Source organism: Winogradskyella rapida, assembly GCF_042675845.1.
Taxonomy (GTDB): Bacteria; Bacteroidota; Bacteroidia; order Flavobacteriales; family Flavobacteriaceae; genus Winogradskyella; species Winogradskyella rapida.
The window spans coordinates 1,340,190-1,354,941 of record NZ_JBHTKM010000063.1 but is presented as its reverse complement, the minus strand read 5'-3'; the positions used below and the strand labels follow the sequence as shown (position 1 = coordinate 1,354,941).

General features: G+C 36.1%; 16 protein-coding genes. 8 read left to right on the top strand and 8 right to left on the bottom strand.

The window, feature by feature from the left end; translation table 11 throughout:
• Positions 1–305: 305 nt before the first annotated feature.
• The gene (locus ACFQ13_RS13130; protein ID WP_386118062.1) at positions 306–608 is read right to left on the bottom strand and encodes a hypothetical protein; all 303 of its coding nucleotides are present in this window, start codon (positions 606–608) and stop codon (positions 306–308) included.
• Between the two features lie 179 nt (positions 609–787).
• On the opposite strand from ACFQ13_RS13130, the gene ACFQ13_RS13125 reads away from it, so the two are divergent.
• Both ACFQ13_RS13125 and ACFQ13_RS13120 read left to right on the top strand, forming a co-directional pair.
• Positions 788–1,147, top strand: coding sequence for a YraN family protein (locus ACFQ13_RS13125; RefSeq protein WP_386118061.1), 360 nt, complete (start codon positions 788–790; stop codon positions 1,145–1,147).
• Between the two features lie 63 nt (positions 1,148–1,210).
• Positions 1,211–1,522, top strand: a complete 312-nt coding sequence (locus tag ACFQ13_RS13120; protein ID WP_386118058.1) for a GIY-YIG nuclease family protein — start codon at positions 1,211–1,213, stop codon at positions 1,520–1,522.
• A 42-nt stretch (positions 1,523–1,564) separates the two neighbouring features.
• Here ACFQ13_RS13120 and nadD read toward each other — a convergent pair whose 3' ends face one another.
• Genes nadD through ACFQ13_RS13105 form a run of 3 tightly spaced genes read right to left on the bottom strand, consistent with a single transcriptional unit; the run spans position 1,565 to position 3,620 of the window.
• Positions 1,565–2,143, bottom strand: a complete 579-nt coding sequence (gene nadD, locus ACFQ13_RS13115; protein WP_386118056.1) for a nicotinate (nicotinamide) nucleotide adenylyltransferase — start codon at positions 2,141–2,143, stop codon at positions 1,565–1,567.
• A 1-nt stretch (position 2,144) separates the two neighbouring features.
• A complete protein-coding gene (gene gmk / locus ACFQ13_RS13110) occupies positions 2,145–2,735 on the bottom strand; it encodes a guanylate kinase (RefSeq protein ID WP_114307947.1) in 591 nt (196 codons plus the stop codon).
• A 27-nt stretch (positions 2,736–2,762) separates the two neighbouring features.
• On the bottom strand, positions 2,763–3,620 hold the full coding sequence (locus ACFQ13_RS13105; protein ID WP_386118053.1) for a YicC/YloC family endoribonuclease: 858 nt from the start codon (positions 3,618–3,620) through the stop codon (positions 2,763–2,765).
• 131 nt (positions 3,621–3,751) lie between these two features.
• Between ACFQ13_RS13105 and ACFQ13_RS13100 the strand changes: the two genes are divergently transcribed.
• Positions 3,752–4,234, top strand: coding sequence for an acyl-CoA thioesterase (locus ACFQ13_RS13100; protein ID WP_114307945.1), 483 nt, complete (start codon positions 3,752–3,754; stop codon positions 4,232–4,234).
• Between the two features lie 161 nt (positions 4,235–4,395).
• On the opposite strand, the gene ACFQ13_RS13095 is transcribed toward ACFQ13_RS13100, so the two are convergent.
• Both ACFQ13_RS13095 and ACFQ13_RS13090 read right to left on the bottom strand, forming a co-directional pair.
• Positions 4,396–5,529, bottom strand: coding sequence for a hypothetical protein (locus tag ACFQ13_RS13095; protein WP_386118051.1), 1,134 nt, complete (start codon positions 5,527–5,529; stop codon positions 4,396–4,398).
• Between the two features lie 63 nt (positions 5,530–5,592).
• A complete protein-coding gene (locus ACFQ13_RS13090; protein WP_386118050.1) occupies positions 5,593–5,946 on the bottom strand; it encodes an arsenate reductase family protein in 354 nt (117 codons plus the stop codon).
• A gap of 82 nt (positions 5,947–6,028) precedes the next feature.
• Here ACFQ13_RS13090 and ACFQ13_RS13085 point away from each other — a divergent pair, with 82 nt between their 5' ends.
• Together ACFQ13_RS13085 and ACFQ13_RS13080 are read left to right on the top strand one after the other, a co-directional pair.
• A complete protein-coding gene (locus ACFQ13_RS13085; RefSeq protein WP_386118048.1) occupies positions 6,029–6,484 on the top strand; it encodes a DinB family protein in 456 nt (151 codons plus the stop codon).
• A gap of 4 nt (positions 6,485–6,488) precedes the next feature.
• Positions 6,489–7,736 (top strand): cation:proton antiporter, encoded by a 1,248-nt coding sequence (locus ACFQ13_RS13080; RefSeq protein ID WP_386118046.1) that lies wholly within the window; start codon positions 6,489–6,491, stop codon positions 7,734–7,736.
• On the opposite strand, the gene ACFQ13_RS13075 is transcribed toward ACFQ13_RS13080, so the two are convergent.
• Positions 7,733–8,458: a DUF3298 and DUF4163 domain-containing protein gene (locus ACFQ13_RS13075; protein ID WP_386118044.1), complete on the bottom strand. Its 726-nt coding sequence runs from the start codon at positions 8,456–8,458 to the stop codon at positions 7,733–7,735. The genes ACFQ13_RS13080 and ACFQ13_RS13075 overlap by 4 nt on opposite strands.
• Before the next feature lie 121 nt (positions 8,459–8,579).
• Here ACFQ13_RS13075 and ACFQ13_RS13070 point away from each other — a divergent pair, with 121 nt between their 5' ends.
• Positions 8,580–9,740, top strand: coding sequence for a cystathionine gamma-synthase (locus tag ACFQ13_RS13070; RefSeq protein ID WP_386119452.1), 1,161 nt, complete (start codon positions 8,580–8,582; stop codon positions 9,738–9,740).
• A gap of 56 nt (positions 9,741–9,796) precedes the next feature.
• On the opposite strand, the gene ACFQ13_RS13065 is transcribed toward ACFQ13_RS13070, so the two are convergent.
• Positions 9,797–10,582, bottom strand: coding sequence for a THC0290_0291 family protein (locus ACFQ13_RS13065; RefSeq protein WP_386118042.1), 786 nt, complete (start codon positions 10,580–10,582; stop codon positions 9,797–9,799).
• A 317-nt stretch (positions 10,583–10,899) separates the two neighbouring features.
• Between ACFQ13_RS13065 and gdhA the strand changes: the two genes are divergently transcribed.
• Both gdhA and porZ read left to right on the top strand, forming a co-directional pair.
• The gene (gdhA, locus tag ACFQ13_RS13060; protein WP_386118040.1) at positions 10,900–12,243 is read left to right on the top strand and encodes an NADP-specific glutamate dehydrogenase; all 1,344 of its coding nucleotides are present in this window, start codon (positions 10,900–10,902) and stop codon (positions 12,241–12,243) included.
• Positions 12,244–12,366: 123 nt separating this feature from the next.
• Positions 12,367–14,748 carry a type IX secretion system anionic LPS delivery protein PorZ gene (gene porZ / locus ACFQ13_RS13055; protein WP_386118037.1) on the top strand — a complete coding sequence of 794 codons (2,382 nt, stop codon included), beginning with the start codon at positions 12,367–12,369 and terminating at the stop codon, positions 14,746–14,748.
• The last annotated feature ends 4 nt before the right edge of the window (positions 14,749–14,752 follow it).

Below are 14,752 nucleotides of genomic sequence, written 5' to 3'. Positions count from 1 at the left end.
ATATTTCAAAATACAAAGCGAAATAAGTGGTTAATAGTATAGTGACGACTAATGGCACGTAAAGTATTTCTGTTTTTTTGTAGAGGCGTAAAATGGCCAAGCATAAACTTAAAACAATGGGCATACACAGAAAGTCATTCACGTAAAAATAGATCCAATTTGGTAGTGGTGTTTCAAATCGATTTACAATATAGATCGCAGAAGAGACACCTATACTTATTAAGAACAAAGGATGTTTTAAAATTTTCAAAAGACTTACTGTTTTCTACTACTCACACGAATTTTATTTAATCATTTATCGTTGTTTATGCTGCAATTGCGGTAATTAGCCAAGCGATAAACACACCAATGGCCATAAACCCTAACCAGATTGAATGTGTAATTTTTACAAGAACACGTACGATTAAAAATTTATGGTCCTTGTACTTTTCATAGAAGGAAGGCGAAGCTTCATTTTGAAGACGTTCGCGTTCTAAACGGTCTTTTTTGTCTTGAGCAAAGGCTAATTCGCGTCTTTTTTTATAAGACAAAAGCGTATTGCATTGGGTACAATACTCTTCATTGGTATTGTAGACTCCACAATTAGGACACTTAACATGACTCGCCATTTTATCAATTTTGAAATTACATTAAAGATAGGATTAATTGTATTGTTTTATGTGCTTGAAAGAAAGAGGTTTTGATTCAAATTATTTAATTCCTTATATTTAAGAACATAAGCCTAGGATAAGGTTTTAATTTTGAATCTAAAATGAGCAGAATTTAGGGTCCTGATTTCTCAGAAATAATGGCAGAACACAACGAACTTGGTCAATTAGGAGAGCAACTCGCAACGGATTATCTTATTAAAAAAGGATATAAAATTGTGGAGCGTAACTATGTGTTTCAAAAGGCCGAAATCGATATTATTGCGAAACAGAACAACCGTATGATTTGTGTTGAAGTTAAAACCCGAAATTCTGACTTTTTTGGAGATCCTCAAGAGTTTGTGACGCCCAGTAAGATTAAATTATTGGTCAAAGCGATGGATGCCTTTATTACAGATCATGATATTGATTTAGAAACCCGTTTTGATATTATTGCGGTACTAAAGAATAGAACCAAAGAACAGATTACGCATTACGAAGATGCTTTTTATCATTTTTAATTGCTGAATTCCTGCGTAGTCTGTCATTCTGAACAAAGTGAAGAATCTCTAAAATAAAAGACAATGCATAAAACATTAGGAACACATAATTACTACGTTTATATGTTAACAAATAAGAACAAAACGGTTTTGTATACTGGTGTGACTAATAATTTAAAAAATCGTTTGAGGTTTCATAGAGAGAATGCTAGCTTAAACTCTAAAGCGTTTACATCAAAATATAAGTGCTTTTACTTAGTTTATTACGAACACTATAATTCCGTAGAAACTGCAATACATAGAGAAAAACAGATAAAAGGATGGAAACGATTTAAAAAAGATAAGATGATTTCTGAATTTAATTATAGTTGGAAGTTTCTTAATGATAGTATTTAGGTTTTGTTATTAAATAGATTCTTCACTACGTTCAGAATGACATTATTGATAAAAGCCCATGTCATCAATAAGCTTCCATACACCACTAGAAAGCATGGGTCTCACGTTTCTGTTGGCCTTAATTTCATTTCGTATAAACGTTGAAGAAAGCTCCATAATAGGGGCGTCTACTTTTATAATCTTAGGGTGATTAATAAGTTCGCTAACGACGTTTCCTTCAGATAATCGTGGGTACACATAAATGTTATGATTCTCTAAAATCACCTCATTGTTTTTCCACTTATGAAAACTTTTTAAATTGTCTTCTCCCATAATGAGTGCAAACTCATAGTCGGGGTGTTTTTCAAAAAGATGAGCAAGTGTATCAACGGTGTAATTGGGTTGCTTTAAGCCAAATTCTATATCGCTAGGACGTAATTTATCATAATCCTTGGTAGCCAAATGCACCATATCTAAACGATGGTAATTGTCTAAAAGGCTACTTTTCTTTTTAAACGGACTTAAAGGAGTGACAACAAACCACACTTCATCAAGATCACTGTGCTCAACAAGATGATTTGCTATAGTGAGGTGCCCTATATGAATAGGGTTAAAGGTGCCAAAATACAAACCAACTTTCATCTTAATTTGCTATAAAGTCTGCGACTAATTTATGAGCATTTTCTAGGGCTTCGTCTAAATTAGAGTTGATTACAATTTCATCAAAAAGTGGTGCCGTAGCTAATTCTGCAGGGGCTTTAGAAACACGCATGCTTATTTTGTCTTCACTTTCTTCGCCACGCTCTTTTAAGCGTCTTACCAATTCATTTAAATCTGGTGGCTTAACAAATATGGCTAAGGTTTGCTCAGGGAATTTACGCTTTATACGCAATCCGCCAGAAACATCAATATCAAAAATAACATGTTTTCCTTGGGCCCAAATTCTAGCAATTTCTGTTTTTAGAGTGCCATAAAAATTATCTCTATAGACTTCTTCCCATTCTAAAAACTCATCGTTTTTAATGCGGTTTTTAAATTCGTCTAAAGAGAGGTAATAATAATCTTTACCATGAACTTCATTCCCACGTTTGTCGCGCGAGGTTGCTGAAATAGAAAATTCTAAATTAAGTTCTGGCTGGTTTAATAAATGGCGGACAATGGTGGTTTTTCCAGATCCTGAAGGTGCGGAAAAGACAATGAGCTTGCCTTGTTTTTCGTTTTTAATCTCTGACAAAGTGTAATGGTTTTTGCTGGCTAATGCTTAAAGCACATTTAATAGCTGTTCCTTAATTTTTTCTAATTCATCTTTCATCTGTACGACTAATTTCTGCATCGGTGCATAATTAGATTTAGACCCAATGGTATTGATCTCACGACCAATTTCTTGTGTGATAAAGCCTAATTTTTTTCCGTTAGAATCGTCAGAATTCAATGCTTTTATAAAGTAGTTTAAGTGGTTTTCTAAACGCACTTTTTCTTCTGTAATATCAAATTTTTCGATGTAGTAAACCAATTCTTGTTCAAAACGGTTTTCATCAACTTTTTCTTTAAGGTCAGCAACCCCTTTTTCTAATCGAGCTCTTACGCCTTCAATACGCTCAGGATCCATAGTAATGACCGCTTCTAATAAACGCTCTAACGTGGCAATTCGTGCTGTAAAATCTTGCTTTAAAATAGCGCCCTCATCCTTACGGTATTCTACAATGTTTGCAATTGCGGTATGGATTTCGTTATTAATAAGCGTCCATTCATCTTCATCTATATCATCGCGCTCAGTGGTAATGGCATCAGGCATTCTAATGGCCATTTTTAAAAGCTCTGTAGTATCACCATCGACAACTTCTTTAAGTTGTTTGATGTATTCTTTTACAACCGTTTGGTTAATTTTAGAGCTGGTATCTTCACCTGTAATTTCTACATATAATGAAAAATCAACCTTCCCTCTGTAAAGATGATTGGCAATGAGTTTTCTAATGCCTAATTCTTTAGCTCTATACATGGATGGCATGCGGGCGTTGAGGTCTAAATTTTTACTATTTAAAGATTTTAATTCTATAGAAATCTTTTTTGTTGGGAGCTGTAAAACAGATTTCCCATAACCAGTCATGGATTGTATCATTAAGATGATGATTTTTAATTGCGCAAAGGTACAAAATTGAATGGTTTTAGGTAACAATAATCTTTTTAGCTCTTCTTATGCGTGCATAAGAATCTTTTTTAACTTTGCTCGAAACTAGAAAATCAGAAAAGATGTATAAAAAACAGTTTGAAATTCGTTGGAGTGATGTTGATGCTAATGGACACTTAGCCAATTCTGCCTACACCAATTTTATGAGTCATGCAAGGATGTCTTTTTTTACCGAACAAGGGTTTTCTATGCCTGAAATAATGAAGCATAACGTAGGACCTGTGGTGTTTTACGAACATATGTATTATTTCAAAGAATCGTTTTTAGGCGCTCCTATTACGGTAACAATTGAAGTTTCTGGGATTAGCGAAGATGGTATGTATTTTATGTTTGAACATAATTTTTACAACCAAAAAGGCGATCATTTGGCTTATTGTGAAATGCAAGGCGGATGGATAGATCTTAAGGCTCGAAAATTATCGGCCTTACCTAAAATTTTACTCGATTTGGCGCATAAGTTTCCAAAATCTGATGCTTTTAAAGTCTTAACCAAAGAAGATACGCGTAAACATGGCGTACGCCCTAAGCCATTAAAAATGTCGTAAAAAGCACTTTTTTAAGGCATTTAACACCCCTAAAGTCCCTTTAAGGGCCTAGTTTCAAGATGATATCTTGATTCCTTATCATCGATTTTTAGATGTCGTTTTAAAGTGGACTTTGCGGGGCGTTATGAAAAATACACTTCTTATCAGGGCCTTTTAAGCGACTATTTAAAAACCGAATGTTGCTTAAAAGATTTGATATGCACATTCTCAATAAACGGTTTTAATAGCCTATTGATATAAGGCCGTTGGTGGTTGCAGTAGCAGGTAAGCGTTTCGGGCTGCGCTCCAAGTGTGCTTTTTATTTCAGAAGCCGTTCTTCCCAAATTTATTTTCGTTGCGTTTTTGGCAATCCCTAATCTTACATAGTCATTTAAAATTCTAGGGTAAATCGCTAAATCTTTATGATGCTCGTAATCAATACCAATAAAATGAGCATCGAGATGCGTGCCATTAAGCATGGCTGATAAAAACCCTACTAATTTCTGGTCTAAAAAGTAGGCTTTAACTATAAACTGCTCCTTAAAGGCTTTCTTGAGGTGAATATAGGTGTCTAAATTTAAAACTTGAGCATTGAAGTCGGCATTAGCTATAGTGTTTTGATAAAGAGTTTGAAGCTCGTTTTTGTGCGTTTTAATGTCGTCTTCTGTAAAAAATTGCGTCCTTAAGATTTTACTTTTGGCGTCGGCTCTGTTCGCTTTTACGCGGTATTTAGATTTTAAAGCTTGGGTATAATCTTCAAAGCTTTGCCATTGTGGCTGTAGCGTAATAATCATATTTGGTTCAACTTGCATTGGCGTATAGCCCATGTTTTCAAGTTGATCGGTTATAGGAAGGGAAGCATTTTCAAAATCTTTAATAAAGCTAAAACGAAGTTTTTTAGTGCGTTTTACCAAATGCTTTACACCTGTGGCTAAGGCTTTAAACGTGCTAGTTTTATCTTCGTTTGCTTTTAAGAAGGTGCCATATTCTCCACTCAAAAATACATTACCACAAAAAAGAACTTTAATGTGATTGTTACAAAAGAGCCGGTTAATGATCTGCCGTAAGTAAGCAGACATCTTAATGTTTTTAGTAATGGTTTTAATGCCAATCGTTACAATCTGGGTATTGGCAAATGCCACCGCTTTCTTGTTTTTTAAAATGAAAATATAATGAAATGCGATTTCGGTATTAGCCAATTCAAAAGCCTTTAAAAACTCAGGAGAATAATAAATATTGGACGTGCAAGCAAGTTGCTCCCAATAGTGTGCTGGAATGTTGTCTACCGTTGGAAAAACTTCTGAAGTGAACGACAATTAAGAGGATTTAAATTTTGAATGGCTTACAAAAATACATATAAGCATTTAAGGCTGTAGTGTTTACCCGTGAAGGGCTGCTTTAGCGGCTTCTACAGTTTTCTTCGCGTTCCCAATAAAAATCTGTTCATCAACGATAAGCACAGGGCGTTTAAGAAAGGTGTAATGTTCTAAAATATAATTTTTATAGTCGTCATCAGTCAAGGTTTTGTCTTTTAAACCTAATTCTTTGTACAGACGTGCACGTTTGCTAAAGAGACTTTCATAAGAATCCGTAAGATTTCGCATGGCTTCTAGCTGTGCTTCAGTAATCGGTTCTGTTTTGATATCCTGAAGTGTAAAATCTTCAGGGAGTTGAAGTTCATTTATAATTCTTGAACACGTATTACAAGTGCTGAGGTGGTATATTTTATTCATTTTAGAAATGTCCTGATTTTCAAAATGCAAATTAACCCTAATTATTATGAAAAATAATTACATTTAAAAAAAATATCAGTTTATGGATTGGACCTTTGGTGTTACCCTTAAAAATAGGGCTTTATTACAGCAATACATTAGGGAGCACAGCCTCGAGGATTTGAATAAAATTCCAAAAGGATTCAAAAATAATATCATTTGGAATATAGCGCATTCTATTGTTACCCAACAACGCTTAGTGTATCATTTTTCTGGAGTCCCAATGCTGGTTTCAGAAGCTATGGTGGCACAATTTAAAAACGGAACCCAACCGGAGCGCGCGTTATCCCAGTCGGAAGTTGATCATATTGATGCGCTATTAATTTCTAGCATTGAAACAACACAGAAAGATTATCACCAAGGGCGCTTTAAAACGTACGAAACCTATACGGTGGGAATGAAAACAACGCTACATTCTGTAGAGGAAGCGATAAGCTTCAATAATTATCACGAAGGTTTACATTTAGGCGCTATTTTAGCCCTCAGAAAATTACTATAAGATTATGGATTACTATTCAATTGCTACCATTTTAATTGTATTATCAGCACTTTTTGGCTATCTCAATGAACGGTTTTTAAAATTGCCCATTACTATAGGTTTAATGGTGATTACAATTGCTTTTACTGTGATTGTTGTGGCTATTGGACAATTTGATGATACCTTATTGCTTCAAGAAAAAGCCTTAATCACAGGGATTGATTTTGAAACGGTTTTATTAGATATAATGTTGAGTTTCCTGTTATTTGCAGGGGCCTTACATACCAATTTTAATCAGCTTAAAGTACAACGATGGCCTATATTAGCCTTTGCAACCTTAGGGGTTGTAGTTTCTACTTTTCTAGTCGGAATAGGAATGTTTTACGTCTTAAAATTGATGGGCTTACAGGTTGATTTTATTTACTGTTTGTTATTTGGAGCCCTTATTTCTCCTACCGATCCTATTGCTGTGTTAGGAATTTTGAAAAAAGCGGGTGCCCCTAAAAAATTGGAAACGAAAATTGTAGGCGAGTCCTTGTTTAATGATGGCGTTGGTGTGGTTGTGTTTTTAACCTTATTTGCTATAGCTGCGAAGCCCGAGGCGGCCATTGCCTTAACCGATATAGCGACCTTATTTGGTCAGGAAGTTATTGGTGGTATTGTGCTTGGTATGTTTTTAGGTTGGATTACTTACCGTTTAATGCGCTCTATTGATAGTTACGAAATAGAAGTGGTTTTAACGCTTGCGGCGGTTATGGGTGGTACCATGTTAGCGCATCAATTTCATCTCTCGGCGCCTTTAGCTATGGTTACCGCGGGATTAATTGTAGGCAATGATACGGTTCGGAATTCGGCCATGTCTAAAACAACAGAACTCTATGTGGATAAGTTTTGGGAGTTGGTAGACGTCCTTTTCAATACTATTCTCTTTGTTTTAATTGGTATGGAAATGCTTGTATTAACTCTAGAAGGGCAATTTGTGTACGCCGGACTTATTGCAATACCGTTAATATTATTGTGTCGTTATATCTCGTTATTTATCCCGATTAAGTTTTTTGCCAAACGTTTAGATTTTGTACCCAAAACAAATCTAATTATGACCTGGGGTGGATTACGTGGTGGTATTTCTATTGCTTTGGCTTTGAGTTTAACCAAAGATATGCATAGAGAGTTATTTCTTGTTATTACCTATGTAGTGGTTGTCGTCTCTATTATAGGTCAAGGTTTAACCGTTGAGCCACTGATAAGACGCTTAACACGGTCTAAGGCTTAATGACGTTTTAAAAACGGTTCTGCCTTTTCAAAAGAAATCATAAATTCTGTATAGCCTAAATCGTAAGAAGCGACTTCATAAACATTGTAAATTAAGATTAGCCCTTCTTCGCTAAACCCAATATTTTTAGGAAGCTGAAATGGTTTTCCGAAGAAGTAGTTTTCTATAGAAGTGTTGTCGTCATTCTTTTCAATGGCTGCAATAAACTCTGATTTGGCTAAATCTGTAAAACCTTTTTGGTCATTGATTATAGCGTCGGTGGCTATTTGCTCACCGGTCTTAGGATCTATATTAAGCAACGTGATCTGATCATTTCCATGCGCCCCGCCTTTAAATTCGTAGGTGCTAATTGCTAAGGTGATGACTTCCGGAGATTGGTAGGTCAATTCAGTTTCAATATTGAGTTCCCATATCGGTTCTGAGACCTCAGGATATTCAGATTTAAACTTTAAATAATCCGCATTAAAGTTTTTTAATAACGCTTCTAAGCTTGTGGCATTTTCCGATGAATTTACCGTTTGTAAGATAGCATCCTCAATATTTTTATTAATGGCGGTACTTAGTGCATTGTCGGTTTTGGCCGTGTCGTAAGCGGCTGTAATATTGGCCTCGTATGCGGTATCTATATAATGGGTTTCAAACTCTAGAGGTTGAGCTTCGTCTTTACAGGCACTCAATAAGACTAATATGATGATAAACGGAAATAGTTTTTTCAATGTCATAGTTGTTTTGTTAAACATGACATAAAGGTATTATTTACTTTCCAATAGAGCGAATTATCTTTTAATTTTGTTGAAGGCGAAATGCCACACGGGCTTGCGCTAAAATTCCTATCGGTTTAAAATAAAACGAATGAAATTCAATACAAAAACAATTCATGGCGGACAAGAGCCCGATGCGGCATACGGTTCCGTAATGCCACCTATTTATCAGACCTCAACATTTGCGCAATCCTCTCCTGGTGTTCATAAAGGTTTTGAGTATGCACGTTCTGGAAATCCTACAAGGCACGCTTTAGAGAAAGCTTTGGCTAGTTTAGAAAATGGCACTTTTGGGTTAGCTTTTGGCTCTGGTTTAGCGGCTATTGATGCCGTTTTAAAATTATTAAAACCTGGTGATGAGGTGATTTCTACTCGCGATCTTTACGGTGGAACCTATCGGTTATTTACAAAAATATTTGAAGATTTTGGTATCGTTTTTCATTTGGTAGATATGAATGAGGCATCTAATATCGAAGCATTTATAACTCCTAAAACCCGATTAATTTGGGTGGAAACGCCAACCAATCCGACCTTAAATATTATAGATCTCGCGCTTATAGCAACCATTGCAAAACAGCATAAAATATTATTTGCTGTGGACAATACTTTTGCCACACCATATTTACAACAGCCTTTAGACTTAGGGGCTGATCTTGTAATGCACTCTGCGACTAAATATTTAGGTGGACATAGTGATTTGGTGATGGGAGCACTCGTTGTTAAGGATGAAGCATTGGCCAAACGCCTCTATTTTATTCAAAATGCAAGTGGTGCTATTTGCGGACCTCAAGATGCGTTTTTAGCCTTAAGAGGCTTAAAAACCTTACATGTAAGGATGCAACGCCATTGTGAAAACGCTAAGGCTGTTGCCGAATATTTAAACCAACATCTTAAAATTGATAAGGTGTATTGGCCAGGCTTAGAATCGCACGCTAATCATGAGATAGCAAAAGGCCAGATGAAGGATTTTGGTGGTATGGTGTCCTTTACCATTAAAGGAAATAATTATGAAGCGGCTATTAAAATGTTAGAGCAGCTTAAGATTTTTACTTTAGCAGAATCCCTCGGTGGGGTGGAGTCTTTAGCGGGACATCCTGCGAGTATGACGCATGCTAGCATCCCTAAAGCTGAACGCGAGCGCGCAGGGATTGTAGATGCTATGATACGGTTAAGTGTTGGTATTGAAGATGAAACCGATCTTATTGCAGATTTAGAACAAGCTTTGCACTCCATAGCAGTTTAATCCATAAAAAAAAGCCAAATCCGAAGATTTGGCTTTTTAATATTATAGGTGTTTTGTTAATCGAAATAAAAGATATAACCAAAATTTAGCCATACCAACCAATCGTTAGTTTTGTTAGACGGCAATTGGTGGTCTAAGCCGTCTGTGGTATCACTAAAATAACTTTGAATTCTAAGGTCTACCATAAGGTCAGAAAGTGGTGTTAGTTTATAACGCGTTCCTAAACTCCCTACAATAGCCCAAGTAGAACCGGCCTCTTCAGTAATAGATCCTGGTTCCCAACCTGGATAAAAGTTATTAATATTGTTTATGTTTTGATCGCCGTAAGTGGTCATCACGGACGGATTGTAAGATACAAAGTGCGCCCCTAAGCTTATAAAAGGAGCCCATTTTCCGCCACCACGTCTAGAAAAACGTTTAATACTTAGCGGGTAATATTCTAATTGTGCTCCAAGTTCTAAATTGCTGGCTTCACCAGAGTGGGCTTTAAGTTTTTCACCTGAGGCGCTGTTTTTATCGGCCCAAATCCCATAATGGTTTAAGGTTGTTTTGTTATAAGATAATTCAGCACGGACTTTAAAGTGATCTCTAAAGTAACTGTTACGACGTCTGTAACTATAAAAGCGGAGGTATTCAAAGTTCATGTAATATACAATACCAATACCAAAGCCAACATTACCGGAGTTGGTTTCAAAATCGTAGCGTTCCCCAAAATCAGATTGGTAAGCTACAGGACCAGCAATAACACCGATCTCATGAGAAAAGCCTAATTGCGAATAACCCAATTGCATTGCTAAAAATAATAGCAAGGAGAAGAGTAGTTTTTTAATTTTTAGTGTCATTTCGTCTAAAATTGAGGCTCTTGTAGAGCAAATAAATAAAAACTCGATAAACTACCAAATAAAACCGATTAAATGCAGTTTTCTAAATATTTTCATAAAAAGTAATCCCTTTTTAGAGTCATCAAATATATTTAGAATATCTTAATGTTAAAATTGATATTTGTCTTATTATTAGTACTAATAACAAAGCTACAATATATCAAAATATTCTTACAATCGTAGGTTTTTAATAAAATATCCTAATCTGTGGTCAAATATAGATTAATATTTAGAAATCAGCATTGTAATTTTTATTTACAACATTAAATTTTAATTCAATGAAAAAAGAGATCGATGATTTTTTAGCTGAAGTAAAAGCAAGAAATAGTCATGAACCCGAATTCTTACAAGCGGTTCAAGAGGTTGCTGAATCCATAATTCCTTACATTTCTGAACATAAAATATATAAAGAGAAAAATATTCTTTTAAGGATGGTAGAGCCAGAGCGGCTCATTTCATTCCGTGTGAGTTGGGTCAATGACGCCGGCGAAATTATGGTTAACCGTGGGTATCGTGTTCAGATGAATTCGGCCATTGGGCCTTATAAAGGCGGACTGCGTTTTCACCCTTCCGTGAATGCAAGTATCTTAAAATTTCTCGCTTTTGAACAGGTGTTTAAAAATGCCTTAACAACCCTTCCTTTAGGAGGTGGAAAAGGGGGTGCGGATTTTAATCCAAAGGGAAAATCAGATGGCGAAATTATGCGTTTTTGTCAAGCTTTTATGAGCGAACTTTACAGACATATAGGACCTAATACCGATGTGCCAGCAGGAGATATTGGTGTTGGGGGTAGAGAAATTGGCTATCTGTTTGGAGCGTACAAAAAAATAAGAAATGAGTTTACAGGGGTGTTAACCGGTAAAGGGGCCACTTGGGGAGGCTCATTAATGCGACCAGAATCTACGGGTTATGGCGTGGTTTATTTTGCTCAAAACATGTTAAAATTAAAAGATAAAGATTTACAAGAAAAACGTGTGGTGATGTCGGGCTCTGGTAATGTGGCTCAATTTGCCGCAGAAAAAGCGATTGAACTCGGCGCTAAAGTACTTACCATGTCCGATTCTGGAGGTTATATTTTAGATGAAGAGGGTATCGATACCGAGAAGCTCAACTTTATCATGACCCTTAAAAATGTAAAACGAGGGCGTATTAGTGCTTATGTAGGCCAGTATCCGAAGGCTAAATATTTTGAAGGAGAAAGACCATGGTCAGTACCTTGTGATATTGCCTTGCCTTGTGCAACACAAAATGAACTTAATGGAGATGAAGCAAAGCAGTTAGTCGATCAGGGTTGTACTTGTGTGGTTGAAGGTGCCAACATGCCATCTACACCAGAGGCAATTCATGTGTTTCAACACGCTCAAATTTTGTTCGCTCCAGGAAAAGCGTCTAATGCAGGTGGTGTGGCTACTTCTGGTTTAGAAATGAGTCAGAATTCCTTACGTTTAAGTTGGACAAAAGAAGAAGTTGATGCCCGTTTAAAAGAAATTATGGCAGCCATACATCAGTCTTGTGTGTCTTACGGCGAAGGAGAGAACGGCGCTATAGATTATATCAAAGGGGCCAATATTGCAGCCTTTGTTAAAATAGCAGATGCCATGTTAGCCCAAGGTGTGGTCTAATGTTAAAGCCAATAGTATAAGAAGCTTCTGTTTTTTGAGCAGAAGCTTTTTTTATGATATTATATGCGTTTATCTTAAAACTATCGTTAGTATTAAATATCTTTGAACAAACCTTTTTCATTCATGTTTCGTAATTTTTTTAAAACCCTTGTTCTTATTTTAGGACTCTCGGCATCCGGTTATAGTCAAGATTTTTCTGCGCTGTGGCAGGGGCATTATTCTTACAACGCTATTGTAGATGTTGTAACAGGAGACCAAAAAATCTATGCAGCGGCTCAAAATGCGGTTTTTAAATATGACACACAGACGAATGCTTTAACCACAATTTCTTCGGTAGAAGGTTTATCTGGAGAACACATTTCAACCATTTATTACAGTGAAACCTATCAGTATCTTTTAATCGGTTATGAATCGGGTTTAATTGAAGTGTATTCTGAAACGGACCAATCTGTACTGTCTGTTGTTGATATTTTAGAAAAGCAAAATATCACTCCGGTAAATAAAGCAATCAATGATTTTTATGAAAAAGATGGTTTGGTTTATATATCTACAGATTATGGGATTTCGGTTTATGATTTAGAAGGTTTAGAGTTTGGCGATACTTATTTTATTGGTAATGGCGGTGCTCAAATAACCGTAAATCAGGTGGCCATTTATAATGATGAAATTTATGCCGCTTGTGGAAGTGGGAATGGGTTAAAAAAGGCTGCGTTGAGCAATCCTAACCTTATTGATTACCAACAATGGCAAACGGTTTTGTTTGGAGAGTACGTTGCAGTGAATTCATTGATTGATAAATTATATGCGGTTCAAAGTACAAGAACGGTTTATGAAATTGATGGCACTTCTAGCACAGCTATATTCTCCTTACCTGGAACTCCTTTAGATGCCACGGTGTCAAGTTCGCAATTGGTGTATGCCATGACGGGCTTGGTTTATGTGTTCAATGAAGAGATGCAATTACTGCAAAGTTATGGGCCTACAGAAGATTTTGATACCAATTTTACTACAGCTGTTACCTTAAATGAAGAAGTGTACATTGGTACTGAGGATTTTGGGGTGCTTAATAATTTAATTTTTACGGTTGCCGACTATATTGAAATTAAACCTAATGGCCCTCTAGAAAACAGCATCTATAAATTAAATGCCACCACCCAAACCGTATGGGCTACTTATGGGGAATATACAAGTGCTTTAAACCCTTATCCTTTAACCTCTAAAGGGATTAATTATTATGCGAATGAGGAATGGCATGATATTTCGGTAGACAGTCTGTTTGGTGCTGTGGAGTTAAATGAAATTACACCGAATATATTTAATCCAAATCAGGTTTTTATCAGTTCCTTTTTTGATGGACTCCTTGAAATCAACAATTTTGAAGCGACAACGCTTTATGATAATACCAATAGTGGCTTAGAATCTTTAGTAACGGGTGATCCTAATTATGTAGATATTAGAGTCTCTGCAACCGACTTTGATAGCTCTGGTTTATTATGGAGTGTCACCAGTAGAATTGATGCACCACTAAAATCTTATGATCCTAATTCTGGCCAGTGGCGTTCGTATAGTTTTTCAGATTTAATAGATCCGCCGAATTCTGAAGATGGGTTTTTCGATCTTGAAATTGATAGCAACGGTACCAAATGGATTGGGTCTTACGCCAACGGCTTACTTGCGTATAATGAAAATATTTCCAATGCGCCTTTAAGAAATATGAATAGTACGGCTGAAAATGTAGACCCTTATATGAGGTTTATTAGTTTGGCTCTTGATAATAATAACCAATTATGGATTGGGACAACCTTAGGTTTAAGAGTGCTTTATAATACTTCTGGGTTTTATGAAAATTCTAACCCAAGCTTAAGTTCTGTGATTATTTTAGAAGAAGGTATTGCAAAAGAATTACTAGAAGGCGAGGTGATTACAGATATTAAAGTTGATGGCTCTAACAATAAATGGGTAGGAACTTTAGATTCTGGGGTCTTTTACTTTTCACCAGATGGACAAACAACCATTTATCATTTTACGACAGATAATTCCCCGTTACCTTCTAATCAAATTAATGATATCTCTATAGATGCCGATAATGGTATTGTGTATATGGCTACCGCAGACGGTTTGTTGTCCTTTAAAGCTGGAGGGTCTGCCGTTGATGAAAATTTAGAGGATGCTTATGTCTATCCTAATCCGGTGCGTCCAGAATATAATATCTTAGGCTTTAATGACCTTAATGATATTAATAAAGGCATTAAGATTAGTGGGCTTACAGAACGTGTTAATATTAAAATTACGGATATTGAAGGTAATCTCGTGGCCGAGGCACAAACCAATGTGAATTTAAGATCGTCAGGCGCTAATTATAATTTTGCAATTGATGGCGGTACGGCGATTTGGAATGGAAAAAACTTAGGTAATAATGTGGTGAGAACGGGAGTGTATGTCATTCTTATTTCCGATTTAGATACCTTTGAAACCAAAGTACTAAAAGTCCTTGTAGTACGTTAAGTCT